The organism is Acinetobacter sp. GN11 (assembly GCF_054823985.1).
Map to the genome: position 1 here is coordinate 1 of NZ_JRVL01000233.1, position 983 is coordinate 983.

Here is a 983-nt window from a genome sequence, read left to right on the forward strand (position 1 = left end):
AGATCATGCAGCAAGTAGTGTTGCAGAAGTGGCAGCAGGTGCAGCAACAAAGGCGACATATGCAACATACACAGGGGCGGGGGCAACTATTTTGGGATTTATTACATCAATTGATTGGGTCGCTTTAACGGGTCTTTTAGTTGCGGTAGTCGGTTTTCTTTTAAATGCTTATTTTCAATTTAAGCGAAATAAGCGTGAAGAGCTTGAGTCGATGTTGCGTATACAGCGAGAGCAAGATTTACATGAGCTAGAAATGAAAAAATTAAATGGGGAATGTAATGTCAAACAAGACTAAATATGTAGTGGGTTTACTAGCAGCTTCGGCTGCTTTTTTTATGGGTGTAAAAGTTGATGAAGGGTTTACGTCAAAGCCGGTAATCCCTGTTAAGGGTGATCGTCCAACGCAGGGGCATGGTTCTACATTTAAACCTGACGGCTCAGCAGTAAAAATTACAGATCCACCAATCACACGGGCAACAGCAGATAAATGGTTGCGTAATGATGTAGCTAAACGTGAAGTTGCATTTAAGGATTCATTGAGGGGGGGGAAATTATCACAAACTGAATATGACATTTATTTGGATTTTTCTTATCAGTACGGTGTACCAACATTCGCAAAATCCTCAATGCTTAAGCATTTAAAGAGTAGTCAATATAAAGCAGCTTGCGACTCGTTGCTTAAATATAAGTATGTAGCAAAGCGCGATTGTTCTATTCGTAAAAATGGCTGCTATGGCGTCTGGACTAGACAACTTGACAGGCATCAAAAATGTATAAGTGCAAACTAGCTGCTTTAATGCTGTGCATTCTGCTTTCAGGCTGCACAGCTCATACGATCAATAGTAATGTGAATGTAGGTATTTGTGTTAAAGCCCTCTAAGGAGGGCTTTAACACTATAAATTTTAGTTATATACCTGTTTTATTCGCCTGACTTTGTTTTCTGCCAAACTTTCTGAATTATTATTTTGGTAATTCTTGAGAC

The 983-nt window shown here is 39.3% G+C and carries 2 protein-coding genes; both read left to right on the forward strand.

All coding sequences use genetic code 11. The features are described from left to right. A partial coding sequence (locus NL42_RS16915) for a holin (RefSeq protein WP_461313633.1) occupies window positions 1-295 on the forward strand: 295 nt, incomplete at its 5' end. Further along, window positions 279-788 carry an endolysin LysAB3 gene (lysAB3, locus tag NL42_RS16920; RefSeq protein ID WP_461313634.1) on the forward strand — a complete coding sequence of 170 codons (510 nt, stop codon included), beginning with the start codon at window positions 279-281 and terminating at the stop codon, window positions 786-788. The genes NL42_RS16915 and lysAB3, both read left to right, overlap by 17 nt. Window positions 789-983 lie beyond the last annotated feature (195 nt).